Source organism: Pseudomonas sp. C2.3V (assembly GCF_058536325.1).
Map to the genome: position 1 here is coordinate 3,021,565 of NZ_JBZUBN010000001.1, position 26,439 is coordinate 3,048,003.

Sequence of the window (26,439 nt, forward strand, 5' to 3'; positions counted from 1 at the left end):
CAATGCCCTGACGAAACATTATGGAGAGATAACCATGGCTTTCGAATTGCCGCCGCTGCCCTATGAGAAGAACGCCCTCGAGCCGCATATTTCCGCCGAGACGCTGGAATTCCATCACGGCAAGCACCACCAGACCTATGTCACCGCACTGAACAACCTGGTGCCCGGCACTGAGTACGAAGGCAAAAGCCTGGAAGACATCATCAAGACGTCCTCTGGCGCCATCTTCAACAACGCTGCCCAGGTATGGAACCACACGTTCTACTGGAACTGCATGACGCCTAACGGTGGCGGCCAGCCTACGGGCGCCCTGGCAGATGCCATCGCAACGGCATTTGGCTCCTTTGACAAGTTCAAGGAAGAGCTGACCAAGACGGCCATCGGCACATTTGGTTCCGGCTGGGCCTGGCTGGTCAAGAAGGCGGATGGTTCCCTGGCGCTGGCCAGCACCATCGGTGCTGGCAACCCCATCACTTCGGGTGATAAGCCCTTGCTGACCATCGACGTATGGGAACATGCCTACTACATCGATTATCGCAACCTGCGTCCAAAGTACCTCGAGTCCTTCTGGAACACGGTGAACTGGGACTTCGTAGCGAAAAACTTCGCTGCCTGATCCTGGTATCTCTCGACAAAACCCGGCTTTTCGCCGGGTTTTGTTTTTAAGTCATGCCTACTTTTGCGAAGAGACAGCTAGACTCGGTTATTACACATTTCATCCTGTAGATGACATAGGATGGCAAAGCCATCCATGGAAAGGAGCACGGAGTGAAACTGAGCATTCGGCATAGCCTGTCGTTGAAGCTGCTGCTTGTAGCATTACCAACGGCCTTGCTCGTCGGACTGCTGTTAGGCATCGTACAGATTGCCTATGAGGCCAGACAGGTACGTGATCAGATTCAGACGGACGCACGCCAGACGCTGTCCATGTTCAGGGATCCTGCCACCCAGGCCATGTATCGCCTGGATGACACCATGGCCGAGCATGTTACCCGTGGCTTGTTCAAGCATCCCTCCATTCGTGAGGCTTACATTGGCACTCCCGGCGAGCAGCCCTTATCAGAGCACGCTCGCCCACTGCTCAGCGGCTCGACACGCCTGCTTACTGATAGGCTCTTTGGCAAAGAGCAGCGCTTCAGCATCCGTCTTACAGGCGAGCCACCGGTTGAGGAGTATTATGGCGACTTGCGCATCGCTGTGGACACAGCCCCTTACGGGCAGAAATTTTTAAAGAACTCAGCCTTTATCCTCGTCTCGTTACTGGTTCGCGTCCTGATTCTGGTGCTGGCGCTTTATCTGGTCTATCACTGGGTTCTGACGCGCCCCCTTTCCCGACTGCTCAACCATCTGGCGGCGATCAAACCCGGTCTGCCAGGCCACAAACCTCTCCCCCTCCTCAAAGGACATGAGCAGAACGAACTGGGCCGCTGGATAAACACTGCCAACCAGCTACTTGCCTCGATCGAGCAAAACACAGCGCTTCGTGAAGAGGCCATCAGCAACCTTCAACGGATCAGTCAGCATGACCTGCTGACCGGCCTTTCCAATCGACAAGCCTTTCATGGTCAGCTTGAGTGGACCCTTTCCGAGGCGGATCGACAAAACCTGAGCGTAGCCGTGCTGTGCCTGGGCCTTGATGATTTCAAAAGCATTAACGAGCAATACGGTTATCAGGTAGGCGACAGGCTTCTGCTCAAACTGGTAACCCGGCTGCGGGCGGGCTGCCCGGGAGTAGACGGTTTTGGGCGGCTGGGAGGGGATCGCTTTGCGCTCATCAAACTGATCAGGCAACCCGACGAAGCCGCTGAACTGGCCCATGCTGCTCTGGATGCACTCGATTCGCCATTCAGTGTCGAACAGTATCAAGCCCACCTGAGCGCTTCGATCGGCATCACGCTATACCCGGAGGATGGCCAGACCGCCGACCAGTTGATGCAGCGTGCCGAGCAGACGATGGCCCTGGTAAAAACCCAGGGTCATAGCGGCTACAAGTTCTACGTGGCCAGTGTGGATCAGGACATCCGCTTCAGGCGCGGTTTGGCAAAGGACCTTCGTGAAGCCCTGAGACGCCAGGAGCTTTATCTGGTCTACCAACCTCAGATTGACTATGCGAGCCAACGGATCAGTGGAGTGGAAGCCCTATTACGCTGGAATCATCCTGTCCACGGATTCATTCCACCCGATGTATTCATTCCCCTGGCCGAGCGCACTGGCAGCATCGTAGCTCTCGGAGAATGGGTGCTTGAGCAGGCCTGCAGTCAACTGCATACCTGGTACGCAAGCGGTTACACCTCCCTACGCATGGCCATCAACCTGTCAGCTGTGCAGCTACAACAGGAAAATCTGCCTGCGTTTATACAATCGCTCCTGTTACGCCACGGGATTCCGCCCAAGCGGCTGGAGCTTGAGGTTACTGAAACGGCACTGATGGAAGATGTGGACACTGCCGTGCAAACGCTGCGTCGTCTCAGGGAAGTCGGCGCGCTGATAGCACTGGATGATTTCGGCACCGGTTATAGCTCTCTGGCTTATCTGAAGCGACTGCCTCTGGACAAAATCAAGATCGACAAGAGTTTCGTGCAGGATCTGAGCGACGAAAAAGACGACGCCCCCTTGGTACGCGCCATTATCCAACTGGGCAAAAGCCTCAACAAAGAGCTTATCGCGGAAGGTGTGGAAACCGACCTGCAGGAGGCCTACATTGTGGAGCAAGGCTGTGACGAGGGTCAGGGTTATTTCTACAGCAAGCCAATCCCCGCCGATCAGATCCCCGCGGTTATCGAGGCGCGTACTCAAGGTCTGCCCATTTCACGGGTTATGCCAGTAAAGCACTGACCCCTGGCGAAAAGGGTTTTCAAAAATGAAAATCTTTCGCATTATTATCCGGCTTTTCTCCAGGCTCATGTAATGAGCACCCTATTTTAGAAAAGGATTCCGGAATGACCCGTATGCATTGGGCGAGCGTAAGCCTCCTCGCTATCGCCATTTCCCTGGCAGGCTGTGGTGACGACAAGAAAGAACAGGCACCCGCCAATCAAGCAGCAGCCCCTGCAGCCACCTCAGCGACAACGTCACAGGCGGCGAAACCGGATGAAGCCGCAGCCAAGGCCGTGATCAAGAATTACGCTGACATTGCCGAGGCTGTGTTCAGCGACGCCTTTACAGCGGGTCAGAATCTGCAGAAAGCCGTCGATGCCTTCCTGGCCTCCCCTTCCGACGCCACACTAAAAGCGGCTCGAGAGGCCTGGATGGCAGCGCGCACGCCCTATTCCCAGTCAGAAGCCTTCCGCTTTGGCAACCCTGTTGTGGATGACTGGGAAGGTCAGCTCAACGCATGGCCTCTGGATGAAGGCCTGATCGACTATGTTGCATCCGATTATCAACATGCGACCGGTAACCCGGCTGCTACTGCCAACATCATTGCCAACCAAGAGATTCAGATTGGTGAAGACAAGGTTGACGTCAAGGACATTACTGGTGAAAAGCTGGCCAGTCTGAATGAGCTGGCCGGCTCGGAAGCCAACGTGGCGACGGGTTACCATGCAATCGAATTTCTGCTGTGGGGTCAGGACCTTAACGGGACAGGCCCCGGTGCAGGCAACCGCCCCGCAACGGATTATCTTGCAGGGGATGGCTGCACGGGTGGTCACTGCGATCGCCGTCGCGCGTACCTGAAAGCGGTAACTGATCTCCTGGTTAACGACCTTGAGTACATGGCTGGTCAGTGGGAGCCGGGCGTACCTGATAACTACCGCGCGACGCTGGAGCAGGAAAGTGCAGACTCCGGTATTCGCAAGATGCTGTTCGGCATGGGCAGTCTGTCGCTGGGAGAACTGGCCGGCGAGCGTATGAAGGTATCTCTGGAAGCCAACTCGACTGAAGACGAGCATGACTGCTTCAGCGACGATACCCATCACACCCTTTATTACGATGCACTGGGCATTCGCAATGTTTATCTGGGCCAGTACAAGCGTATCGACGGTACAGAGGTGAAAGGCCCAAGCCTTTCCGAACTGGTTGCCAAGGCTGACCCGCAAGCCGATGCCACGCTCAAGGCTGATCTCGACGATACCCAGGCCAAGATGCAGGCCATTGTTGATCGTGCCGAGAAGGGCGGTGTTCATTACGACCAGATGATCGCTCCGGATAACACCGCCGACCAGCAAAAGATCCGTGACGCCATTCAGGCCCTGGTCAAGCAGACCGGCGCCATCGAACAGGCCGCGGCCAAGCTGGGCATCCAAGATCTGAAGCCCGATAACGCCGATCACGAATTCTGATCCGCCCCAAGGGCACGGCGTTTTTACGAAGCCACGGCAGGCCCTACCTGCCGTGGCTTCGATACGTTCAGGTCGATCATTTAACGGTACCGTTTGGCTCTGATGACACTAGCTTCCCTTCGTTTGCCCCCCCTGGCGCTTCTCGTCTCGCTTCTCAGTGCCTGTGATGACTCACCGCACTTTACCCACGCAGAACCGGGCGAGGCCTTGTCGGCGGGTACAGCCAGCGTCAATGACCAGAGCGCCAATGCCTTCTCGTTTCCCTCTAACAACCTAACGCCCGCTCAGCGTCTGGATTTCAGCGTAGGTAACAGTTTTTTCCGCAATCCGTGGGTCATCGCGCCCTCCTCCACAACAGCACGAGATGGTCTGGGGCCGTTGTTCAATATCAACGCCTGTCAGAGCTGCCACCTGAGCGACGGTCGCGGTCATCCGCCGGGGCCACACGCAACCAATGCCTTCACCATGTTGGTCAGACTATCCATACCCGGCGGACCGCAGGACCAGGAGACCCTGAAAAGACTGGGCGTTGTACCCGAACCCACCTATGGCGGACAGCTACAGGACAATGCCATTCCTGGCGTTCCGCCAGAGGGCAAGGTCAGGTTCGATTACGCGGACGTACCGGTCACATTTAAGGATGGCACCGTCATCACCCTGCGAAAGCCTACGCTGCGCATAGAAAGTCTCGGGTACGGTCCGTTTCATCCACAAGCCCAGTTCTCCGCACGTGTAGCGCCACCCATGATTGGTCTGGGCCTTCTGGAAGCCATATCGGAAAGTGACATCCTCAAGAATGCCGATCCCAACGATGACAACAGGGATGGTATTTCTGGACGAGCCAACTGGGTCTGGAGCTTTGCTGAACAGAAGACCATGCTGGGCCGCTTCGGCTGGAAGGCAGGCCAGCCCACACTTGACCAACAGAACGCCACGGCGTTTTCCGGCGACATGGGTCTGACGACCAGCCTGGTCCCCAATGACGATTGCACAGAGGCTCAGACAGCCTGCAAGCAGGCACCTAATAGGGGTGATCCGGAAGTCAGCGACAATATTCGCCGCATGGTGCTCTTTTATACGCGCAACCTTGCGGTTCCCGTCAGACGCGGAGTCGACAAGCCTTCCGTGCTGCAAGGCAAGACTCTGTTTTACGCATCGGGATGTCCTGCCTGTCACATACCCACCTTCAAGACGGCTGCCAACGCTGCGGTCCCTGAACTGGCCAATCAGACCATTCACCCCTACAGCGATCTTTTATTGCATGACATGGGCGAAGGACTCGCCGACAATCGCTCCGAATTTCTGGCCAGTGGTCGTGAGTGGCGTACTCCCCCCTTGTGGGGAATAGGCCTGACACAAAAGGTCAGTGGTCATACACAATTTTTACATGATGGTCGTGCTCGCAACCTGCTTGAAGCCATTCTCTGGCATGGCGGAGAAGCTGAGGCGGCCAAGCAAAACGTATTAGGGCTCAACGCCGAAGAGCGTACTGCCCTGCTTGAATTCCTGAATTCGCTATAAGGAGCGTTGCATGTTCCGCCCTCGGCTTTTGCTAACCGGGCTTGCCCTGGCACTCGGTGCCTGCTCGCCACAGAATCAACAGGCCCAGACCAGCGCCGCCCTGGCCGAGCAGGTCCTGCTACCGGCGTACGCTCGCTGGGTGGAAACCGATCGGGCATTGGCGAGCAGCGCCGTAGCCTTCTGCTCCGGCAAGGAAGAGCTTGGCAAGGCTCGTGAAGCCTTTTTCAACGCACAAAAGGCCTGGGCCGAACTGCAACCGCTGTTGATCGGCCCGCTGGCCGAAAATAATACGGCTTGGCAAGTGCAGTTCTACCCCGACAAGAAAAACCTGGTCGCCCGCCAGGTGGAACAGCTGCTCAAGAGTAATCCTCAGGTTGATAAGGCCACCTTGGACAAAGCCAGCGTTGTCGTCCAGGGCCTGACGGCGTATGAATACATTCTGTTCGACAGCAATATCGAACTGGCTAATGCAGAACAGAGGGCACGCTACTGTCCGCTTCTGACAGCCATTGCCGAGCACCAGCAGGAGCTGGCACAGCGTATTCTTACCCGCTGGAAGGAAACGGATGGCATGCTGGCGCAGCTCTCCAAGTTTCCGAATCAACGCTATGCCGATGCTCAGGAAGCTATTGCCGACCTTTTGCGGGTACAGGTCACAGCGCTAGACAGCCTGAAGAAAAAGCTGGGCGTTCCGCTGGGTAGACAAAGCAAAGGTATTCCACAGCCATACCAGGCTGAAGCCTGGCGTAGCGAATCGTCGCTTCTCAGTATTGCCGCGAGCCTTGCTGGCGCCCAGGCGCTGTGGAATGGCGTAGACGGTAAAGGGCTACGTGCCTTGTTGCCCAAGGAACAAAAACCCTTGGCTGATAAAATCGATACCGCTTATGCCGAGAGCAGCAAACAGCTGGCAGAGCTGCAACAACAGCCGCTGAAGTCCTGGCTCAGTAACGAGGCGGGCGTCGCCAAACTGAACGCCTTTTATGACAGCCTCAATACCGTACATCGTCTGCATGAAGGCGAGCTGGCCAAGGCCCTTGGCATCCAGTTAGGGTTCAACGCCAACGATGGTGATTGAGTAACGACATTGGGTATCCGTCATGTCCACTCTGTTGAGTAGTCTGTTCCATAACCTGCAACGCCTGGGTCGCTGGACGTTTACGTCAGGGTCCCAGGAACCCCTGCTGCTTTCTGCCCGGGACGATGTAGATGGTCGCCACTTTGCTGTGGGCTATCGCCTCAACGGCAAGGCTGTTTTCGTTACCGAGGTTACGCAACGATGCCATGCCATCGTCACGCACCCCAGCGAGCCCTTTGCTGTCTTCGTGGCTCGCCGCCCAGGTACGCAGAGCTATGTAATCGACCTGCGCGATGGAAAACTTGTCCAGACGCTCGACTCGCCTGCAAATCGTCATTTCTATGGGCACGGGATTTTCCACGCAGAAGGCACGTGGTTCTACGCTACCGAGAACGACACGACGGACCCTGGCCGTGGCCTGCTAAGTGCCTATCGCTTCAGTGATGGAGCCCTGATTCGCTCTCATGAGCTAAGCACCCATGGTCTGGGCCCCCATGAAGTAGCCTGGATGCCGGATGGAGAGACGTTTGTTGTTGCCAACGGGGGAATTCGCACCGAGGCTGAAAGCCGGGTAGAAATGAACCTGGATGCCATGGAACCCAGCCTGGTCTTGATGAGCCGCTCAGGTGAGCTCCTTTCCAAGGAGACGTTGGACCTGCAGATGAACAGCGTTCGCCACCTGGCCATTGCAAAGGACGGCACCATTCTGGCCTGTCAGCAATATATGGGCGCAGCCACCGACGCAGCCGCCATGCTCGGAATCAAGCGTCCCGGAGAAGCCTTCAAAGCCTTTCCGGTAGCAGAGACGCAGCGTCAATCCATGGTCCAATACACGGCAAGCGTAGCAGTACATGACGAATTGAGACTGGTTGCCCTGACAGCCCCTCGAGGCAATCGCTTTTTTATCTGGGACCTGGACAGTGGCGTGCTGCGGCTGGACGCACCTCTACCAGATTGTGCAGGCGTAGGCGCAGTGGCAAGCGGGTTTGTCGTGACTTCAGGTCAGGGCCGCTGCCGCCATTATGACTGCAGACAGACACCGATCGTGATGAAGCCACTCGAACTGCCTTCCGGCCTGTGGGATAACCATTTGCTGTTGCATTGATGGGTACTGCGTACCCATCAAGCCTTTCACTCAGGAAGCAACCCGAAAAACGTGCTTCAGGTAATAAACAAAATCCTGATCTTCACTTTGGGTTTTGCCAGGCACATCAGAGATCTTGGCGACGGGCTGACCATTGCAGGATGTCATTTTGAGCACAATATTCATTGGCGCAACGCCCGGCAAATCACACGTGAAGTTGGTGCCTATACCAAAGCTCACCTTGATTCGGCCCTTCAAGGCACGGTAAAGATTCAGCGCCTTTTCTAAGTTTAACGAGTCGGAGAACACTAAGGTCTTGTTCATCGGGTCGATGCCCAGGCTTTCGTAATGCCTGATCGCTTTTTCGGCCCATGTCAGTGGATCACCAGAGTCGTGGCGCAGGCCGTCGAACAGCTTCGCAAAATACAGATCGAAATCGCGAAGGAAGGCATCCATGGTCACAGTGTCGGTCAGGGCAATACCCAAAAGCCCACGATATTCACGCACCCAGCAGTCCAGTGCAGCGATCTGACTGTCGATCAGTCTTGGCCCTAGTTGCTGGTGTGCCATGAACCACTCATGCGCCATGGTACCCAGGGGGGTTACGCCCAGGCTAAGGGCCAGATGCACGTTGCTGGTCCCTACGAAACGCCCGGGAAAATCATCTCGCAGCGCCTTGACCACCATCTCCTGAACCGGAAACGAGAAGCGTCTGCGCGTCCCGAAGTCCGCCATTTTGAAATCGGCCAACTCGGCCGGACTGGCTTCCTGCTTCAGCCACTCAAATTTGCGATAGAGCTGCTCACGGGCTTGCTCCAAGGTCTGCTCAGGGTAGCGATTGCGGTTGCGCACCTCGCTTATCAACGCAAGGATCGGCACTTCAAAAAGGATCAGATGCAGCCACGGGCCTCGCAGGCGCAGGCTGAACGCACCGTTCTCAACACCAATATGCACATAGCGCGGATTGAAGCGGAACAGGCGAAGAAAGCGGATAAAGTCGGGCTTGATGAAAGGGATACGCTCGAGGAACGCCAACTGCTCATCACTGATACTGATATCGGCAAGCCGTTCGATCTCGGCGCGAATCTCGGCCTCGTAGGGTCGAAGATCTTCATTGTTTCGGCATTTAAATGCCCACTCGACTTCCGCATTGGGATAGTTATGCAGGACAGCCTGCATCATAGTGAGCTTATAAAAGTCCGTATCCAGAAGGCTTTGAACGCTGCACCGGGAAAAAATACCATCAGCCATAGGTTTCGCTCGAGGTAATCAAATCAAACATCCACAGCATGCCCGAGCTCTGAATGAATAAAAACCCTTTTCCCGTACTTCGCAGCGTTAAATATTAATGAGCGCCTGCCGCGCGCTGGGTCATCCCATACAAGAACAGCATGAGGTTTTCATCGGACGGAACCGCTTTAACCATTCGTGCGTTGGCCGGAGTCTGGCAATAGGAGATTCCTTCATGCCCTTGGACTACCGTTGCACCCGGCTCGTGCCAAGCCGAAAACGCCACTGTTGTAACGCCGAAGGCACCCACTAAAAGCAAAGTTCTTGTGATTATTAAGTTCATGGCTGCAACCCTTTGATGACCCTGCCAAATACTGCTTGGTAACCGTAGACCAAGGCCTGCCAGTCCGCATGACTGAGCGACGAATGGCGCTTAAGTTGCAGAAGATCCCGCCGAGCGGCACGACGCGCTGAGAAACGACGGCGGCATTTTTCGAGATCCAGTAATGCAACATCGAACTCAACCTCGCCTAGTGTTTCACGGACGCGCAAGAACACATGCTTGTCATACAGGCAGCCATGCTGCCAGCGCGCCTTATGCAGCCGGGCCAGCATAGCGCCGAGTTGTTTCAGGAATATATTGCGGGTCGCTTGGTCATACCGCGTCTGGGCACTGCTGGCGTACCAGTCTTCCAGCGATACATACCCATCGAGTTCGGCACTTACCAGCAGCGCACGCCAGCCTTGCTCATTCCGTCGAGCCTCGCAAAACAAGAGCTCCGGTACGCCCACGCCCAGCGCGGCGATAGAAGTCAAGGCATCTCGCTCACGCAGGGCCGTTGGCCGCCCAAACGGATGACGCAGACTCCGATAGATATGCCCTACCTGACGCTTGGCATAGGCAATAGTACCGTCATTGATCTGGATACGTTGGACGCCGCTTTCTCCACCCCGCCGCTCATTAGGCGCCTCGACCCACTCCCCCGACATGCCCCACCAGTTTTCAAAGGAACGCTCTGTACCCTTGGACAACGTTGTACCCTGTGGGAAAGACATATCGGACATAATCAAACCTTTCTTAAAACATAAACACGCCACATTGAGTAATGCGGCAAGAAATCAAGATGCTTTTCGACTTTGAAACCAGTCTGTACGAATTCGTGCTCGACCTGCTCGGCATTTAGAACAATGCGATTTTGATAACCCGTACTTTTGTTGCGGAGCTGCCGCTTGGCTTCTAGCTGCTTGCGGCGCCATGCCTTGAAGTTACCGTCCACCCATAATGACAGAATGACTGTATCGCGTGTTACACAATTGAATTCCTTAAACATTTCCAAGCGGTCTGCGCTATCAGCAATGTGATGCACCAGGCGCATGCAGAAAATGCTGTCCACTGCGTTATCAGGAAGATCGATAGCAAAAGCGGATGTTTGCAAGGTACGCACACGCTGAACTACTTCTTTGGGCTGGGAGGCACATGCGACGGCCAACATATCCGCTGAGTTATCAGCACCAATAATGACCCGATTCTGTTTTTCCGCGAGTAGCGGCCAGAAACGACCGGCGCCGCATGGTAGATCCAGGACTAAATTGGGCTGTCCCGCCAACCTCAGGGCGCGGCGGGCAAGTTGCTCATCTCGCCAATGAGACAAGCGGCGAGCCATGCCATCCTGGTGTTTCTTGAAGTACTGCTCGGCATGCGCGCGGTCATATTTCTCGGAGAAGGGAAGCTCAATCGTGGATTTCATGGCGGCACTCCATAAGTCAGATGAAGCCACCTTATGGAGCGCACCGTTAAATCAGGGTCAAGGTCATGTGAAAATTACGTCAATCGTTTTTGCCGCTTTCTGGCAATGCCAACTCAACCCGGAAACAGCAGCCGTTTGGCTGACGATTAGTCAATGCAACCTTCCATCCCTGCAACTGGCAGATACGATGGACCAGTGAGAGGCCAAGCCCTAACCCCTCGCCACGTCTTGCACTACCTCGTACAAAGGGCTTGAAGACCTCATCATGTTGAGCTTCAGGAATGCCGCTGCCCGTGTCTTCCACCGTAAAAGCAGCCTCCTCCAACGTCAGGCGAATTTCACCCGCATCCGTGTAATGAAGTGCGTTACGCAGCAGATTACTCATGACAGACCGCAGGAATGGGGCGTTGTAGGTCTGCTGATGTTCATAACCCCCAGGTTCATACCTCAAGGTTAGCCCCTTGGCCTCGATTGCTCCCTGCCACTGCAGCACCAGCTCATCGGCAATCGTTCTGAGCGAACTGCGAGGCGCAATGACCGCCCCGTCGCGCTGTGCTCTGGCCAACTGGAGAAAGGTTTGCACCAGATCCCGCATTTCTTCGGTAGCGCTCACCATTCGCTGCAGCTGTGCCTTGCCTCTGGGGCCCAGGCCTGGATCCTCAGCCAGCAACTCACATGATGTGGCAATCACCATCAGTGGTGTTCGCAACTCATGGCTCACATCACTGGTAAACAACTGCTCTCGGGTAAGCGCATCACGCAACTGACCTAATGCGTCGTCAAACGCCGCTGCCAATTCCCCTACTTCATCATTGGCATAATCCGGGGCCAATGGAGGAGCCATCAGCAGCATCTGGTCACGATGTCGAACCTGACGAGCCAGACGACTGACCGGAGCAATGACTCGGCGCGCCAGCAACCAGCCGAGAAGGCCTGACAACGCCACACTGAGCAAAAACCCCTTGAGCACGACCCGGTAAAGAGCCTTTTCCCGTCGCTCAAAATCACTTTGATCCTGCAAAAGGATGTAGTGCCGCCCATCCTGGAACCGAACCCAGGCATAGTAGTACCGACCGCCCTCCTTGACCTCACTGAAGCCCTGCTTGAGCCCCACTAAATCCGGCGGCAATGACTGTGGCTCATTTTCCGGCGCGTAGTAGAGCTTCATGCCAGGATCCAGCACCGGCTGACCACCGTTTCGCATGTCTCGTCGCAACATGCGATTCAGCTCGTTGCTCATGTCTTCGGAGATCAGCTGTTCTTCAACCAGGTGTACAACCTCAACAATACCAAAGGAGAACAGGCTGCCCACCACTACGGTCATCAACACAAACGCAATGATGATCCGGCGTAAAAGGCTCTGCTTATACTCCATCGCTATCGTTCGTCAGGCGGTAGCCCACACCATGTACCGTATGGAGCAAGGACGTTTCAAAGGGCTTGTCTATAACTTGGCGGAGCTGGTGAATATGACTGCGCAGACTATCGCTGTCAGGGCAGTCATCTCCCCAAAGCGTCTCTTCCAGGACTTCTCGCCGAATCACATGCGGACTTTTTTGCATGAGCGCCGCAAGCAGCTTGAGACCGATGGGATTTAGCTTGAGCGATTTACCCCCACGGCTAACTTCCAGCGTGTCGAGATCATAAACAAGATCAGCCACCTGGAGCTGCCGCCTGCCTCCTCCACGCGTCCTGCGCATCACCGCTTCGATCCGAGCAGCCAACTCCGACAAGGCGAAAGGCTTGATCAGGTAATCGTCTGCGCCAGAGCGAAACCCCTTGAGACGGTCATCCAACTGATCTCGCGCCGTTAGCATGATAACCGGAGTATCGCGCCGGGCATCCTCACGCAAGCGCTGACATAACGTGTACCCATCGATTCCCGGCAACATGATATCGAGAATCAACAGATCATAATGCTCGGTTGCCGCCAAGTGCAGGCCTGAGAGCCCATCCTGGGCACAGTCGACTGTATATCCCTTGAGACTCAAGTAATCCATCAGATTACTCAAGATATCGCGGTTATCTTCAACCACCAGAATACGCATGAACTCACCTCATAGCCTCGCGCGGTCGCAGCAGGCCTGTTTAACATCTTTTTCACTACCCATTCACCTGGGCATGACAAGGCACAGCGCACTGTACAGGAGCGCCCTGTTTCATCTGCTCAGATAGAAACTGCCTTCCCTGTAAACAATTGCCTCTCTCCTTCTAGGATACCCATGAACGCTTCTGCTTACTCTCGCCCGCTCAACTTTTTCTGGGCTCTGGGTCTGCCTTTGGCAGTAATGATTCTTTTATTGAGTGTTGAGCCCACACGCCTCGACTTTGCACTGGCCGATGCATTCTATGATCCAGGCACAGGGTTTATTGGGCGACACAGTGCCTTTCTTGAGGATGTTCTGCATGATCGGGCCAAACAGCTGGTTATCCTGATCGGTATTATTGCCATTGCAGGCTTGATCCTGAGCTTTTTCTGGACACCTCTGAAACCCTGGCGCAAGTCGTTGGGATACTTGGTGCTTGCAATGGGTACGTGTACAGCGCTTGTCATGCCACTGAAAAAGCTGACCGACGTCCCCTGCCCCTGGAGCCTGGTTCAGTATGGAGGTGACCAGGTTTACTCCCCGTTATTGTCAGAGCGTCCCGCGACCAACAAGAACAATTTGTGCTGGCCCGGCGGCCATGCTTCCAGTGGTTTTACCTTGTTTGCGTTCTACTTCTTTTTACGCGATCGCCGTGCACGGCTGGCACGCGCTGCGCTGGCTGCAGCCTTCGCGCTGGGCTGTATCTTTTCCATCGGACGGATGATGCAAGGGGCCCACTTTCTTTCCCATAACATATGGACGGCACTTTTTGATTGGCTGGTGTGCCTGGCTTTTTACCGATTGATGCTTTACCGTCCGGCCTCCTCACCAGAAAAGACTGCTCCCGCCCCGTCTGCGCTTTAAGTATTGCCTATAAAAAAGCCCGACCATTAGGCCGGGCTTTTTCAGCTAGGTAGCTGGGTGGCTTACATCATGCCGCCCATACCGCCCATGCCGCCCATGTCAGGCATTGCCGGAGCAGCCTTGTCTTCTGGGATATCAGCAACCATGGCTTCGGTAGTTACCATCAGACCGCCAATAGAGGCAGCAGCCTGCAGGGCGCTACGAGTCACTTTAGCCGGGTCAAGAATACCCATCTCGATCATATCGCCGTATTCGCCAGTCGCAGCGTTGAAGCCGTAGTTGCCTTCACCGGCCTTGACCTTGTCAACTACGACGCTTGGCTCGCCACCCGCGTTGGCAACGATCTGGCGCAGAGGTGCTTCAACAGCACGACGCAGCAGAGCGATACCTACGTTCTGATCTTCGTTGTCGCCTTTCAGACCTTCGATGGCCTGCAGGGAACGAACCAGGGCTACGCCACCGCCAGGCACCACGCCTTCTTCAACGGCTGCACGGGTTGCGTGCAGGGCGTCTTCAACGCGAGCCTTCTTCTCTTTCATTTCAACTTCAGTTGCCGCACCCACCTTGATCACAGCAACACCGCCAGCCAGCTTGGCCAGACGCTCTTGCAGTTTTTCGCGGTCGTAATCGGAAGAAGTCTCTTCGATCTGAGCACGGATCTGCTTGACGCGAGCTTCGATATCAACCTGAACGCCAGCACCGTCGATAACAGTGGTGTTTTCCTTGTTGATAACAACGCGCTTGGCTTGACCCAGGTGCTCCAGAGTGGTGCTTTCCAGGCTCAGGCCTACTTCTTCAGAGATCACAGTGCCGCCAGTCAGGATGGCGATATCCTGCAGCATGGCCTTGCGGCGATCACCGAAGCCAGGCGCCTTGACAGCAGCAACCTTGACGATGCCACGCATGTTGTTGACGACCAGAGTAGCCAGCGCTTCGCCTTCAACGTCTTCAGCAACGATCAGCAGCGGACGGCCAGCCTTGGCAACGGATTCCAGCACCGGCAGCATTTCGCGGATGTTGGAGATCTTCTTGTCAACCAACAGCAGCAGCGGGTTGTCCAGCTCGGCGGACATGGTGTCCGGCTTGTTGATGAAGTAAGGAGACAGGTAGCCACGGTCAAACTGCATGCCTTCTACGACAGACAGTTCGTTTTCCAGGCCGGAACCTTCTTCAACAGTGATCACGCCTTCCTTGCCTACTTTTTCCATGGCTTCAGCAATGATGCTGCCAATGGATTCGTCGGAGTTGGCGGAAATGGTACCTACCTGAGCGATGGCACGGAAATCGGCGCAAGGCTTGGACAGTTCTTTCAGCTGAGCAACGATGGCGATGGTTGCCTTGTCGATGCCGCGCTTCAGATCCATTGGGTTCATGCCGGCAGCAACAGCCTTCAGGCCTTCGTTCACGATGGACTGAGCCAGAACGGTAGCAGTGGTAGTACCGTCACCAGCTGCATCGTTAGCCTTGGACGCAACGTCCTTGACCAGCTGAGCACCCATGTTTTCGAACTTGTCTTTCAGCTCGATTTCTTTGGCAACGGAAACGCCATCTTTGGTGATGGTCGGAGCGCCAAAGCTCTTGTCCAGAACAACGTTACGACCTTTCGGGCCCAGTGTTGCCTTTACAGCGTCAGCCAGAACGTTTACGCCGACCAGCATTTTCTTGCGGGCGGAGTCGCCGAATTTGACTTCTTTAGCAGCCATGTTCTTTTTCCTCTAAACGAATTCGGTGGAAACAGGGATCGGCAATCAGCCTTCCAGTACAGCCAGGATCTCGGACTCAGCCATGATCAGCAGTTCTTCACCATCAACCTTGATGGCGTTGCTGCCGGAATAGGGACCAAATACTACTTTGTCGCCAACCTTTACAGCTGGAGCGCGAACTTCGCCGTTATCCAGAACGCGACCGGTTCCTACCGCAACGACTTCACCACGATTCGGCTTTTCGGCAGCCGAGCCCGGCAGCACGATGCCGCCAGCAGTCTTGGTTTCTTCTTCGCTGCGACGGATCACGACGCGATCATGCAGAGGACGAAGCTTCATAGTCGTATCTCCTAATATGTAAGCGTTTCCAATTACCGGTGAAGACCACCGGCTGTTTTGTTTTAACCGGCTTCGCCGGGTGCACCCTGCAATGCAAGGTGCGAATTCAGCCTGCCAATGGCAAGAACCTTACGGTGTCCGCTACATGAGGTTGTAGAAAATCATTTCAAGGGGCAGAGCAAAAAAATTTTTCTAATTCAGTGATTAAACGGCTTCTTATCATCTCGCCGCTCGTACTCACCTTCGATCACGCGAGGGGCCTCGGGGCGCTGATGATTCTGATGAAAATCACCCGGTCTGTGCTGATAAGTCTGCCCGCCTCCGCGCACATTGATCCGCGCCATTACAGACCCTATCAGCAACTTGCGTGTAATGGGTAACAGCACCAGCAGCGCCAGCACATCACTGATAAAGCCGGGCAGGACAAACAAGGAGCCGCTGACGGCCATCGTCAGTCCCTGCATGATCTCTTTCTCAGGCACTTCACCCATGGCAATACGTATACGAGCCCGCCAAAGCGTCGTGAAGCCGGCCACCCGAAGCATGCCAATACCAATGAGAGTGCTCAGGACCAGCAGGATCAACGTCCAACCGACTCCAATGGAACTGCCAATCTTGATCATGACTGCCAGTTCCAACAGGGGAAACAGTAAAAACAGAAACAGGAATTTGCGCATCGCAGTGTCCTTTGGGGCCTCCAAGGCCGAACCTACCAAAACTCCAAGGTGGCGTTGACCAGGGATTAATTCAACCCTTGCGTGTGGAATCACGCTATCAATAGACACTCAAGGCCAGGCGACACGGGCTTCTGCGCAATAGAAAGGAGTGTTACAAGGTATGGATTGATGAGGAGTCAGCTGACTACTGGCTGGCTAAGGCGCCACAGGGGCGCCCTAGCACAAGCAGTTACCACGTTACGCCGATCCCTGCGCTGTATTGGGTTTCGTTGAGACTTCCCTTGGCCCCGCTAACCAGCTGCTTTGACGCCTTCAGGTTAAGAGACGCCCAGTTGGTGACCTTGTAGCGCAGCCCTAAATCCGTATCCAGGCTGAAGTCTGCGGTATTGTCCAGCGGGCGTCCTACTTCACCAGTAGTGAATAGCTGAACCGTCTGTCCGTATACGTAACGGTTGTAGTCCCACTTCATGGATACCGAGTAGAAGCTGTCCTTGTCACCATCGCGGTATTGATAGTCGGCGCGATCCAGCAGCGCTGTCAGGGAGAAGGATCCCAGCTCGTTATCCCAGAGCTGATAGCCCGGGCCTGTACCAACGTGACGCTGGCGAGCGATGTCTTCGACTTTGTCCCTGTCGTAAGACAGCCGCCCCTGCCAGAAAAACTTTTCATTGAAGAAACGATCCAGCGCGTACTGAAGCGACCAGTTATCCGTGGATACCGCTCCGTCCTTCTTTTCACGGTCGTAACTGCCCTGGGCATTATGACGCCACATGCCGTGCCGAGCCTGAGTCTTGAAGTCGATGTCGTAGTCGTCTGTATCCTTGTCGGCACGCTTGTAATTCAATGCCGCATCGATGTTGCCCTTCCAGGTAAAGTCATGCAGGAGCGGCTTTGGTGGCACAATCTGGCTGATGCTCGCCAGCGGTACGGTCTGCGCGCCCTGCTCTGCCGTTTCGACAATGACCTGACCCTGGCCGGCAGGCTTGAGGCTCTTGACCTCGACATCCTCCTCGTATTCACCACGCTGCACCAGCACGGGCTGATCGCGCTGCAGCGTAGCCACCTTGTCCCAGGATAAGGGAATGGAGCCACCGTAATCGGTCTGCAACAATAGCTTCTTGCTGTCTAAAAGCTTGATCGTCCCGGTCAAGCGGTCACCATTTTTCAGCCATACCGTGTCCGCAAAAGCGGTACTGGAAAGGGCTGAAAAAGCGGCAAGGCAAAAGAGAGTTCGTGACAACATAAAAGACGCCGTTGTAGAGATATGAACCGGTTATGTTTGTCCGGCCCTTGTTAAGAAAGCAGAAATAATCGCGGGTGAGGTTGAGCAACCTTTTCACGCCAAGCGCATATGACTGATTTTCATTAGCAAATTCCACTGGCCCAGCATTTCTTTGCTTGTTTTTTGAAATACGTCGAGTTCAGTCCTATGCCTCACTCCCTTTTCCAACATTCAGACACACCCGAGACTCGCCAGGCAGCGCTTTTCGGCGTCATGGCAGAAATACCGCCTGGAAAGGTCGTCAGCTACGGTCAGTTAGCTGAACTGGCTGGCTTGGGCCGTGCGGCTCGATGGGTGGGACGGACACTTTCCCGTCTGCCGGAAGGGACCACCCTTCCCTGGCATCGAGTGATCGGGGCAGATGGTCGAATCAGCTTACCGTCCGATTCCCTTTCGGGTATCGAGCAACGACAGCGATTACGGGCTGAAGGCATCATTTTTCACAATGATCGGGTGGACATGCGTCGGCACAGGTGGAATCCACTTCAGGCTTGCGAGTAGAGTGTGTGTTTTTGTAAATACCGGTTCGCATGATCAGAAACTTCTGGCGAGAAGCCCTCGCCACGTACAAGTCCCCTGCCTGTCTGGCCTTGCTGCTGATGGGGTTTGCCGCAGGCCTTCCGACGATGCTGGTTTTCTCGACCCTGTCCGTCTGGTTGAGGGAGGCTGGCGTCTCGCGTGAAACCATCGGGTATGCCAGCTGGATCGGTCTTGCCTACGCCTTCAAATGGGTATGGTCGCCCATGCTCGATCAGTGGCGCCTGCCGGTCATTGGCAGTCTGGGTCGTCGACGCTCCTGGCTGGTCTTATCGCAGATCCTAATAGGTCTGGGTTTGCTGGGCATGGCGTTGTGTAACCCGCAATATCATTTGAGTGCCATGATTGCCCTGGCCGTTGTGGTGGCCTTTGCATCGGCCACGCAGGACATCGCAGTAGATGCCTACCGGCTGGAGATAGCAGAGGATTCCCGGCAGGCGGCTCTGGCTGCCTGTTATATGACCGGCTACCGAATCGCCTCTCTTCTGGCGAGTGCAGGTGCACTATTCCTGGCCGAAATGCTTGGGTCCAGCCTGATGAATTACAGCCAGTCCGCCTGGGCGACGACTTATATGCTTTTTGCATTGCTGGTACTGCCGGGTCTGCTGACCAGCCTTCTGATTCGTGAACCTTTACTGGCGGCTCCCATGGGCCTGGCCGATTCACGCTTTGGCTTCAACCATCAACTGCTGTCGGTTGCCCTGGTCTTGGTCATGCTGATTTCGATTCCCGCTATGATCAACGCCATCATCGATTTCGCCTGGCCTCGTGCAATGTTGTACGCTTTGTTCATCATTGGCTGCGTGTCCCCTTGGGGACGCCGTATCTATGAGCCCATCAAGGATTTGCTGGAAAAGATTCGGCAGCCTATGGACCTGCACCAGACTGCCAGTAACGAAAACGAAGTTCCCCGCTTTGACTTTGCTCATCAGGCGGTCTCGGTCATCGTGCTGATCGTACTGTGTATTGCTGTAACCGGTGGCTGCCAGGCGTTCTTTGGTGGCTACTGGCCCCGTGGACTTATGTATCTGCTGATTGCCTCCCTGTGCCTGTCCAGCTCAGGGCGTAAGCTCATGGGCCCGGTTCTGACACCGGTCAGCGAATTCATCCAACGTTATCGCTGGCAAGCGCTCATGCTGCTGGGATTGATCTCGACCTATCGCCTGTCTGATACCGTCATGGGCGTCATGGCGGGTGTGTTCTATATCGATGTTGGCTATAGCAAGGAAACGATTGCCATGGTCAGCAAGGTATTTGGCGTGGTGATGACGTTATTGGGTGCAGCAGCAGGAGGCGTCCTGACGGCTCGAATCAGCATTCTACCGATCCTCTTTCTCGGCGGACTGGCCTCTGCATTGACTAACCTGCTTTTTGCGCTGATTGCCACAACAGGTGCCAATACCATGCTTCTGGTTGTTGCCATCTGCTGCGATAACTTCAGTGCAGGCCTCGCCTCCTCGGCCTTTATCGCTTACCTGTCCAGCCTTACGAACCTACGCTTTTCAGCCACCCAATATGCGCTGCTTAGCTCGTTGATGTTGCTGCTGCCTCGCTTGCTGGGTGGATACTCGGGCAGCGTGGTTGAGCATGTCGGGTATGTATCCTTTTTCATGATTACAACCCTATTGGGAATTCCCACCCTTGTGCTGATCGTTGTGCTCTGGTTGCAGCAGCGCAAGGCATCGAGCCAACAACCCGCCGGGGAGCCCACGACGCCGTAATGGATAATAAAAAGCCCGCGTAGAAGCGGGCTTTTTATTATCAGGTGGTGGCAGGCTTTTCCGACACCATATGGACCACTCGCTGTGGGAACGGAATGCCAATTCCGACCTCAGCCAGCTGATCGCGAGCACGCTCATTGAGCATGAACATAAGTGGCCAGTAATCGCCGCTGTTGGTCCAAAAACGTAGCGACAAGGTAATGGCGCTATCACCCAACTCAGAGACAACGACCTCAGGGGCAGGGTCCTGATGGACACGAGCGTCCTCGGCCAGCTTGAGCAGCATTTCCCGCCCCTTCTGCAAGTTGGCTTCGTAGTCGACACCCACGTTGAAAATGACTTTACGCTTGGGCTGGCGCGAATAGTTGGTAATGATCCCGTTGGATAGTGTGCCGTTGGGGATGGTTACAGTCTTGTTGTCGCCTGTCAGCAGAATCGTATGGAAGATCTGGACCGATTCGACAGTACCCATAACGCCCTGCGCCTCGATGAATTCACCGACGCGGTAAGGCCGGAACATGAGAATCAAGACGCCGCCGGCAAAATTCGCAAGGCTACCCTGCAAGGCCAGCCCCACAGCCAATCCTGCTGCACCAATCACAGCGACGAATGAGGTAGTAGCAATACCGATCATGGAGGCTACGCTGACAGCAAGCAGCACCTTGAGTACGATATTGGCCAGGCTGCCAACGAAGCCAAGCAGTTCGGCGTCAACACGGCGCGCCTTCAGAAGGCGGGCCATGTTGTCGGTGATCTTGTTGATAACCCACCAGCCAATGGCCAAGGTCAGCAAGGCCAGCAGCAACTGCCCAGTATACTGCAGCAGGATCGGCAACCATGCTTCGGAAGCTCTGAGTAGACGATCAAACTGCGCACTGAAATCCATCGTGGGATTCTCCTTAAATCAATGGAAATGACCGGCCAATAGCCGTTAGTCACGCCATGTACGACGTACCGGTACTTCGAAGATTCCGTTGAGACAAACTACATAAAGAAGCTGGAATCAATCACGGAAGTTGTTGAACTGGAGCGGCATGCCCAATTCTTGGCCGCGCAACATGGCAATGGTTTCCTGAAGCTCATCGCGCTTCTTGCCAGTCACGCGGACCTGCTCGCCCTGGATTGCGGCCTGAACCTTGATCTTGCTGTCCTTGATGGTGGCAACGATTTTTTTGGCAAGCTCCTTATCGATGCCTTCACGCAGTACAACTTCCTGCTTGACACTTTTGCCAGAGGCATAGGCATCCTTAACTTCCAGACACTGCACATCGATCTTGCGCTTGGCTAAATTCATTTTCAGGATCTCCAACATCTGCTCAAGTTGAAAATCCGCTTCCGCCGTTAGCGTGACGGTAAGCTCTTTGAATTCAAAGGAGCCCTTTCCGCGTAGGTCATAGCGGCGGTCCAGTTCCTTCATGGCATTTTCAACCGCATTGGTCACTTCATGTTTATCCAGTTCGGACACTACATCAAAAGAAGGCATGTCATATCTCCATGTAGGCCAGGCGCTTGACTTGATGCGACTGGCTTGACGATCAAAAAGGGGCAGCCATTATAACGACTGTGGTCGATTACCCGGAATTCCATCCTGCCCGGACGTGAAACATGGGTTCCTTCTATTTTTGCTAACGAGGTATAACGTCATGAGCTGGCACATTCTGGGAGCTGGAAGTCTGGGAGGGTTATGGGCAGCGCGCTTGTTTCGCGCAGGCATCCCGGTACGCCTGATCTTCAAAGACCGCTTGCGCCTGGCCCAATACCGGGCAGCCGGTGGACTCTCCTTACGTGAGGGTGAGCAGGACAGCCTTTACCCATTGCCTGCCGAAACACCTCAAGAGACCTCCCCCATCCGACGCCTGCTGGTGGCCTGCAAGGCTTACGATGCGGAGGACGCCGTCGCAGCCGTGGCATCCCGCCTCATTCCTGGCGCTGAAGTGGTTCTGCTGCAGAACGGCATTGGCAGCCAGGAGCGCGTAGTCGAGCGTATACCGCGGGCTCGCTGCATACTTGCAAGCAGCACGGAAGGCGCCTTCCGTGAGTCCGATTTCAGCATCGTCCAGGCTGGGAAAGGCCACACTTGGCTGGGTGATCCGGCTCATCCCGATCATGTACCGGAGTGGCTGGATGAGCTCAACGAGGCGGGCATACCGGTCCAGTGGTCAATAGAAATCATGGGGCAACTCTGGCGCAAGCTTGCCATCAACTGTGCCATCAACCCTTTAACGGTGCTCCATAAATGCCGTAATGGTGAGCTCAACGCCTACGCTAGCGAGATCAAAGCCCTCACCCTTGAGCTGGGCGCGTTATTAGAGGCAGTCGGGCACGGAAACCTTGCCCCTGGCCTTCAGGAAGCGGTGCTGGCTGTAATTGATGCGACTGCCGACAACACCTCATCGATGCTTCAGGACGTTGCTCATGGGCGTCGTACGGAAATCAGTTTTTTGCTTGGCCATGCACTGCAAGAGGCCCAGCGCCATGGACTCAAGCTGGGCGCCCTTGAGCAACTCCATCGCCACTTGATCGATCATCTAGGGACCCATGGATTGCCGGTAGACTAAGCGCAGGCTACCCTTTCCGATCCTATTGCAGCGATGTAAGCCATGATTCTGCGCGAGCGACTCAGAAATCTTCCGGTTGGCCAGAAGTTGTTGGCTGCGCTTCTTGTACTGTTAAGCGCTGTGTTGCTGGTAGCTAACATTACCTTCATCTCTGCAGCCTACTGGATTTCCCAGGAAAACATGACGCCCCAGGCGTTGCAAACGGTTGGCAGGCTGCTGGCAATCCCCACGCTGAGCCAGGAGGCGCTGAGCTCCAAGGAGCGGGCTGAAGCGCTTCTGCATCGACTCGACAATTACAGCCCGCTCCGCCTGGCCGCCATTTACAACCAGGACGGGCATCTACTTGCCGAAATACAAAATGGCACGTTGCTAAGGCTGCCTACGCATTACACAAGCCTTGAAAACTGGCGCTTGCGTGAGTTTCGTACGAATGTGCTGATCGAGCTTCCTCAAGAAGATGGCCGCTCCGGCCATTTGCTGCTGGTCGCCAGCAGCGAGTTACCCGGAGCCTTCTATACCGGAACGCTGACCGCCAGTATCGCCATTCTGGTGTTCAGTCTCCTGCTCTGGTTTGTTGTGGCCAGACAGATTCGTCTGTTGATCACCCGGCCGATCCTTCAGCTGGAAGAGCTGTCTCGCCAGGTTACCCGCGAGGAAAACTACTCGCTGCGCGCTGGCAAGGGTAGTGACGACGAAATAGGTCGGCTGGCAGATGCTTTCAATACAATGCTGACCCGCATCGAGGGCCGAGAGCAACAGCTCAAACGCGCCCGTGATGACGCCCAGTCCGCAGTGCTTCAGGCTCAAACCTTGGCCGAAGAAACACGGCGCTCGAACCGAAAGCTCGAACTGGAAGTTCAGGTACGGGGCAAGATCGAGAAAAAGCTCACTGGCTTTCAAAATTACCTCAACAGCATCATCGACTCGATGCCATCGGCACTGATTGCTGTCGATGAGCAGTTCTATGTGACGCAGTGGAACCAGGAGGCAACCAACCTCTCAGGCACCAATCTGGATGAGGCGTTGAATCAACCTATTTTTCTGGCCTTCCCCTCAATCAAACCGTTTCTTCCCCAGCTAAGTCGCGCGGCCGAACATATGCGTGTGGAAAAAGTAGAGCGTGTCACCTGGGCGCTGATTGACGCTCCCCGACATTACACGCTGACCTTTTATCCACTCATGGGCGGTGCCGGACGCGGAGTCGTCATCCGAATCGATGACATCACCCAGCGCCTGAACATGGAAGAGCTGATGGTGCAGTCCGAAAAAATGCTCTCGGTCGGTGGCTTGGCTGCGGGCATGGCGCATGAAATTAATAATCCGCTCGGTGCCATCCTGCATAACGTCCAGAATATCCGCCGCCGACTTTCGCCAGAGCTTCCCAAGAATATCGATCAGGCAGCAGAGTGCGGCGTGGGACTGGAGGATGTGAACTGCTACCTGGAGGGACGGGAAATCCCCCGCCTTCTTGATGGGATTCATCAGGCTGGAAGCCGTGCCGCCAAAATCGTCAGTCACATGCTGGCTTTCAGTCGTCGAAGCAACCGCAAGATGGTCGCCTGCGACCTGCCCTCCTTGATCGACCAGGCCATCGAAATTGCTGGCAATGATTTTGACCTGGCAGAAGGTTTCGACTTCCGCGCACTCAATATCCAATGTGAATTTGATCCGGATCTGGGGCCCGTACCGGTTATTGCCAATGAACTTGAGCAGGTTCTCCTCAATCTGTTGAAGAACGCGGCCCAGGCCATTCATCAACGGGATGATGAAGAAGAAGGCGAAACGGGCCGTGTGGTGCTGCGTACATACCGCCGAGGCGATTGGGCAGAAATTCAGGTTGAGGACAATGGGATCGGGATTCCGGAATCAATTTGCAAGCGGATCTTCGAACCCTTCTTTACCACCAAGGAAGTGGGACAAGGGACCGGACTGGGTTTGTCCGTGTCTTATTTCATCATTACCAATAACCACAAGGGTCAAATGGAGGTCCATTCCAGACCTGGTGAAGGCACCTGCTTTACCCTGCGCTTGCCGCTCAATCAGCCGGAGGCAGGCAACAACTGATACCAAGGAGCTTGTACATGGGCTATCGCCTGTCAAAAATCTACACCCGAACCGGTGACACAGGCGAAACAGGTCTGGCAGACGGCAGCCGCGTCCGCAAGGATCATCCTCGTATCGAGGCCATTGGTGATGTGGACGAACTCAATAGCATGCTAGGCGTTCTGCTTGCAGAGCTGGAGGATCAGCAGGCTCACATCCCCGAGCTTGTCTCCGTCATTGACGTCCTGACGCCCTGCCAGCATCGCCTGTTCGATCTGGGTGGTGAGTTGGCCATGCCAGATTATCGCGCGCTGGACTACGATGAGATCGAACGACTGGAGCAGGCGATCGATACCTGGAATGAAGAGCTGGGGCCTCTCGATAACTTCATCCTGCCCGGCGGTTCACGCGCCGTTGCGTTGGCTCATACCGCACGCAGCATCGCTCGACGTGCCGAGCGGCGTTGCCAGACGTTAAACCTAAGCGAGCCGCTCGAAGGTGTAGGGATGGCTTATCTCAACCGCCTTTCGGACTTGCTGTTTGTTGTCGCACGTATCATTGGTAGGCGTCAGGGTATTGCCGAGCACTTGTGGAAGCCGGCTCAGAAAGCGGGACATCATGATGGCTGATCCCACCGCCATTCCACCGACACGTCGCCGCGAAGGACTCCATGCCGCCTGGGATGGATTCATTCTCGTATTGGTATGCGCCAATCTGGCGTTGATTCTGTTTGATAGCCTTTATTCAATTGGCCCGTTGAATCGTCTGGTTGAGCTGGCCAGCCCCACTGCACATGGCTGGTATGCTCATTATGTGCATGCACACTTCCAGACAATCGATCTCTGCTTTGTTGCATTTTTCATTCTGGATGTACTGCTGAGCTGGGCGATTGCCATTGCAGAGCGGTGTCATGGCAAGTGGTGGTACTACCCTTTTATTCACTGGTATGACGTTCTAGGTTGCATTCCGCTGAGTGGCTTCCGCCTCCTGAGAGCCTTGCGCGTCGCCTCCCTGCTTATTCGTCTGCAACGGCTGGGCCTCATCGACATTCGTCATTGGCGCCTCTACGAGTTTCTTAATCACTACTATCAGCTCTTGATGGAGGAAATCTCCGATCGCGTCATGATTAAAATCTTCGGCGAGATACAGGAAGAGCTTCGTACGCAGGACGACTTTTCCAGCCGCGTTATCGACGATGTCATTCGACCACGCAAACAGCAGTTGATAGATGCGGTCGCCTCGCGATTACAACGCATGATCAATGAAAGCTATGCTCATAACCAGGCTACGCTGCATCGCTATGTCAGCGAATTGATCAGCTCGGCAGTAGCCGAAAACGAGGACATCAAATCCCTGAAGCGACTTCCCATGGGCGATCGCCTCGCCAAGTCTCTCGACAATACGCTTGCCGATATCGTCAATCGCCTGATCCGTGAGGCGGTTGTTGGTCTGCAGTCAAGAGACTTTAAGGCGTTGGCCAGCCGTATTGCTGATCGTAGCTTCGATGAAAGTCTGCCTCGAGGACAAACGGATCTTGATGAAGTACTGGTCGAAATTCTTGAAGTATTCAAGCAAAAGGTTATTGCTCGCCGAGCTAGCGAGCTGGGTGAACTACTGCTGCCCACCCCGCTGGCTGACGCCTCTCAGCTAACGGGGCCAGACAGGCCTCGTTAGATAGATTCCGGTGACC

General features: G+C 55.1%; 25 protein-coding genes. 13 read left to right on the plus strand and 12 right to left on the minus strand.

Annotation, left to right across the window (positions count from 1 at the left end; all coding sequences use genetic code 11):
* Positions 1–34: 34 nt before the first annotated feature.
* The 6 genes from AC4LF3_RS14420 to AC4LF3_RS14445 all read left to right on the plus strand — a co-directional run bounded on the left by AC4LF3_RS14420 (position 35) and on the right by AC4LF3_RS14445 (position 7,981).
* Positions 35–616, plus strand: coding sequence for a superoxide dismutase (locus AC4LF3_RS14420; RefSeq protein WP_010795280.1), 582 nt, complete (start codon positions 35–37; stop codon positions 614–616).
* Between the two features lie 152 nt (positions 617–768).
* Positions 769–2,835 carry a putative bifunctional diguanylate cyclase/phosphodiesterase gene (locus AC4LF3_RS14425; protein ID WP_219652595.1) on the plus strand — a complete coding sequence of 689 codons (2,067 nt, stop codon included), beginning with the start codon at positions 769–771 and terminating at the stop codon, positions 2,833–2,835.
* A 104-nt stretch (positions 2,836–2,939) separates the two neighbouring features.
* On the plus strand, positions 2,940–4,280 hold the full coding sequence (locus AC4LF3_RS14430; protein ID WP_491835553.1) for an imelysin family protein: 1,341 nt from the start codon (positions 2,940–2,942) through the stop codon (positions 4,278–4,280).
* 102 nt (positions 4,281–4,382) lie between these two features.
* Positions 4,383–5,801 carry a di-heme oxidoreductase family protein gene (locus AC4LF3_RS14435; RefSeq protein WP_491835555.1) on the plus strand — a complete coding sequence of 473 codons (1,419 nt, stop codon included), beginning with the start codon at positions 4,383–4,385 and terminating at the stop codon, positions 5,799–5,801.
* A 10-nt stretch (positions 5,802–5,811) separates the two neighbouring features.
* Positions 5,812–6,876 carry an imelysin family protein gene (locus AC4LF3_RS14440; RefSeq protein WP_010795284.1) on the plus strand — a complete coding sequence of 355 codons (1,065 nt, stop codon included), beginning with the start codon at positions 5,812–5,814 and terminating at the stop codon, positions 6,874–6,876.
* Between the two features lie 22 nt (positions 6,877–6,898).
* Positions 6,899–7,981, plus strand: a complete 1,083-nt coding sequence (locus AC4LF3_RS14445; protein WP_491835557.1) for a DUF1513 domain-containing protein — start codon at positions 6,899–6,901, stop codon at positions 7,979–7,981.
* A 30-nt stretch (positions 7,982–8,011) separates the two neighbouring features.
* Here AC4LF3_RS14445 and pncB read toward each other — a convergent pair whose 3' ends face one another.
* The 6 genes from pncB to AC4LF3_RS14475 form a co-directional block, all read right to left on the minus strand.
* On the minus strand, positions 8,012–9,211 hold the full coding sequence (gene pncB / locus AC4LF3_RS14450; protein WP_010795286.1) for a nicotinate phosphoribosyltransferase: 1,200 nt from the start codon (positions 9,209–9,211) through the stop codon (positions 8,012–8,014).
* 94 nt (positions 9,212–9,305) lie between these two features.
* Positions 9,306–9,533, minus strand: coding sequence for a hypothetical protein (locus tag AC4LF3_RS14455; protein WP_491835558.1), 228 nt, complete (start codon positions 9,531–9,533; stop codon positions 9,306–9,308).
* On the minus strand, positions 9,530–10,255 hold the full coding sequence (locus tag AC4LF3_RS14460) for a lipopolysaccharide kinase InaA family protein (protein WP_491835559.1): 726 nt from the start codon (positions 10,253–10,255) through the stop codon (positions 9,530–9,532). Before AC4LF3_RS14460 ends, AC4LF3_RS14455 begins: the two co-directional genes overlap by 4 nt.
* Positions 10,256–10,257: 2 nt before the next feature.
* Positions 10,258–10,938 carry a class I SAM-dependent methyltransferase gene (locus AC4LF3_RS14465; RefSeq protein ID WP_491835560.1) on the minus strand — a complete coding sequence of 227 codons (681 nt, stop codon included), beginning with the start codon at positions 10,936–10,938 and terminating at the stop codon, positions 10,258–10,260.
* 79 nt (positions 10,939–11,017) lie between these two features.
* Entirely contained in the window at positions 11,018–12,313 is a 1,296-nt protein-coding gene (locus AC4LF3_RS14470; protein WP_407362150.1) for a sensor histidine kinase, read from the minus strand.
* On the minus strand, positions 12,303–12,986 hold the full coding sequence (locus AC4LF3_RS14475; protein WP_122041947.1) for a response regulator transcription factor: 684 nt from the start codon (positions 12,984–12,986) through the stop codon (positions 12,303–12,305). The genes AC4LF3_RS14470 and AC4LF3_RS14475 overlap by 11 nt, the downstream gene beginning before the upstream one ends.
* A 174-nt stretch (positions 12,987–13,160) precedes the next feature.
* On the opposite strand from AC4LF3_RS14475, the gene AC4LF3_RS14480 reads away from it, so the two are divergent.
* The gene (locus tag AC4LF3_RS14480) at positions 13,161–13,889 is read left to right on the plus strand and encodes a phosphatase PAP2 family protein (RefSeq protein ID WP_407362151.1); all 729 of its coding nucleotides are present in this window, start codon (positions 13,161–13,163) and stop codon (positions 13,887–13,889) included.
* A 62-nt stretch (positions 13,890–13,951) separates the two neighbouring features.
* On the opposite strand, the gene groL is transcribed toward AC4LF3_RS14480, so the two are convergent.
* From groL to AC4LF3_RS14500, 4 genes are all read right to left on the minus strand, one after another.
* Positions 13,952–15,592 (minus strand): chaperonin GroEL, encoded by a 1,641-nt coding sequence (gene groL, locus AC4LF3_RS14485; RefSeq protein WP_010795293.1) that lies wholly within the window; start codon positions 15,590–15,592, stop codon positions 13,952–13,954.
* Positions 15,593–15,637: 45 nt separating this feature from the next.
* A complete protein-coding gene (locus AC4LF3_RS14490; RefSeq protein ID WP_010795294.1) occupies positions 15,638–15,931 on the minus strand; it encodes a co-chaperone GroES in 294 nt (97 codons plus the stop codon).
* A 197-nt stretch (positions 15,932–16,128) separates the two neighbouring features.
* A complete protein-coding gene (locus AC4LF3_RS14495) occupies positions 16,129–16,608 on the minus strand; it encodes an FxsA family protein (RefSeq protein ID WP_010795295.1) in 480 nt (159 codons plus the stop codon).
* A gap of 229 nt (positions 16,609–16,837) precedes the next feature.
* Positions 16,838–17,851 (minus strand): DUF481 domain-containing protein, encoded by a 1,014-nt coding sequence (locus AC4LF3_RS14500; RefSeq protein ID WP_074824765.1) that lies wholly within the window; start codon positions 17,849–17,851, stop codon positions 16,838–16,840.
* Positions 17,852–18,037: 186 nt separating this feature from the next.
* On the opposite strand from AC4LF3_RS14500, the gene AC4LF3_RS14505 reads away from it, so the two are divergent.
* Both AC4LF3_RS14505 and AC4LF3_RS14510 read left to right on the plus strand, forming a co-directional pair.
* Complete coding sequence (locus tag AC4LF3_RS14505; RefSeq protein ID WP_074824768.1) at positions 18,038–18,391, plus strand: MGMT family protein; 354 nt, start codon at positions 18,038–18,040, stop codon at positions 18,389–18,391.
* A 29-nt stretch (positions 18,392–18,420) separates the two neighbouring features.
* On the plus strand, positions 18,421–20,148 hold the full coding sequence (locus tag AC4LF3_RS14510; protein WP_491835564.1) for an AmpG family muropeptide MFS transporter: 1,728 nt from the start codon (positions 18,421–18,423) through the stop codon (positions 20,146–20,148).
* Between the two features lie 40 nt (positions 20,149–20,188).
* On the opposite strand, the gene AC4LF3_RS14515 is transcribed toward AC4LF3_RS14510, so the two are convergent.
* Both AC4LF3_RS14515 and AC4LF3_RS14520 read right to left on the minus strand, forming a co-directional pair.
* Positions 20,189–21,034: a mechanosensitive ion channel family protein gene (locus AC4LF3_RS14515; RefSeq protein ID WP_074824775.1), complete on the minus strand. Its 846-nt coding sequence runs from the start codon at positions 21,032–21,034 to the stop codon at positions 20,189–20,191.
* 117 nt (positions 21,035–21,151) lie between these two features.
* Positions 21,152–21,631 (minus strand): YajQ family cyclic di-GMP-binding protein, encoded by a 480-nt coding sequence (locus AC4LF3_RS14520; RefSeq protein ID WP_010795300.1) that lies wholly within the window; start codon positions 21,629–21,631, stop codon positions 21,152–21,154.
* Positions 21,632–21,791: 160 nt separating this feature from the next.
* Here AC4LF3_RS14520 and AC4LF3_RS14525 point away from each other — a divergent pair, with 160 nt between their 5' ends.
* From AC4LF3_RS14525 to AC4LF3_RS14540, 4 genes are read left to right on the plus strand one after another with little or no spacing between them, the layout of a single operon-like run.
* The gene (locus tag AC4LF3_RS14525; RefSeq protein WP_491835566.1) at positions 21,792–22,706 is read left to right on the plus strand and encodes a putative 2-dehydropantoate 2-reductase; all 915 of its coding nucleotides are present in this window, start codon (positions 21,792–21,794) and stop codon (positions 22,704–22,706) included.
* 42 nt (positions 22,707–22,748) lie between these two features.
* Positions 22,749–24,770 carry a sensor histidine kinase gene (locus tag AC4LF3_RS14530; RefSeq protein ID WP_491835568.1) on the plus strand — a complete coding sequence of 674 codons (2,022 nt, stop codon included), beginning with the start codon at positions 22,749–22,751 and terminating at the stop codon, positions 24,768–24,770.
* A gap of 17 nt (positions 24,771–24,787) precedes the next feature.
* Positions 24,788–25,378, plus strand: a complete 591-nt coding sequence (locus tag AC4LF3_RS14535) for a cob(I)yrinic acid a,c-diamide adenosyltransferase (protein ID WP_491835570.1) — start codon at positions 24,788–24,790, stop codon at positions 25,376–25,378.
* Complete coding sequence (locus AC4LF3_RS14540) at positions 25,368–26,423, plus strand: ion transporter (protein WP_197870955.1); 1,056 nt, start codon at positions 25,368–25,370, stop codon at positions 26,421–26,423. The genes AC4LF3_RS14535 and AC4LF3_RS14540 overlap by 11 nt, the downstream gene beginning before the upstream one ends.
* The last annotated feature ends 16 nt before the right edge of the window (positions 26,424–26,439 follow it).